General features: G+C 66.6%; 1 protein-coding gene. It reads left to right on the forward strand.

Annotated elements, in window-relative coordinates; all coding sequences use genetic code 11:
• Positions 1-842: tetratricopeptide repeat protein (locus ACFYY1_RS42885; RefSeq protein ID WP_388595513.1), on the forward strand; the 842-nt coding region annotated here is incomplete at both ends.

The raw sequence follows: 842 nt of genomic DNA on the forward strand, positions 1-842 counted from the left end.
CGACCGGTACGGACTGATCACGTACGACTCCACCGACAGCCTCCGCGCAGTGCGTATCCACGCGCTCACCGCCCGAGCCGTACGCGAGACCATCCCTCAGGACCAGCAGCCGGCGACCGCCGTCATCGCTGCCGATGCCCTCGTCGAGATATGGCCAAACTCTGACCACGCCCAGCGCGAACTGGCCAGCACGCTACGCGCTAACACGGACTCCCTCACCACCCATGCCGGAGATTCCCTATGGACGCCCAACGCCCACCCTGTGCTCTTCCGTGCGGGAACAAGCCTCCTCAACGCTCACCTGCACAGCGCCTCCTCGACGTACTGGGAACACATGGTCGCCGAAGGTGAGCGGCTGTTGGGCAACGAACACCGCGTCACCCTGACCGCCCGCGCCAACCTCGCCGCCTCCTACCAGCAGGCCGGACGCACCAACGACGCCATCGAAATCAAAGAGCACGTCCTCGCCGACTGCGAACGACTGCTCGGCGACGAACACCCCGACACCCTGACCACCCGCGCCAACCTCGCCACCTCCTACCAGCAGGCCGGACGCACCAACGACGCCATCGAAATCAAAGAGCACGTCCTCGCCCAACGCGAGCGAATCCTGGGCAACGAACACCCCGACACCCTGACCACCCGCGCCAACCTCGCCACCTCCTACCAGCAGGCCGGACGCACCAACGACGCCATCAACCTCCTCGAACACGTCCTCGCCAACCGCGAGCGAATCCTGGGCAACGAACACCCCGACACCCTGACCGCCCGCGCCAGCCTCGCCGCCTCCTACCGGCAGGCCGGACGCACCGACGACGCCATCGCAATCGAAGAACCCCTCC

This window comes from Streptomyces sp. NPDC001890, from assembly GCF_042891445.1.
Classification (GTDB): Bacteria; Actinomycetota; Actinomycetes; order Streptomycetales; family Streptomycetaceae; genus Streptomyces.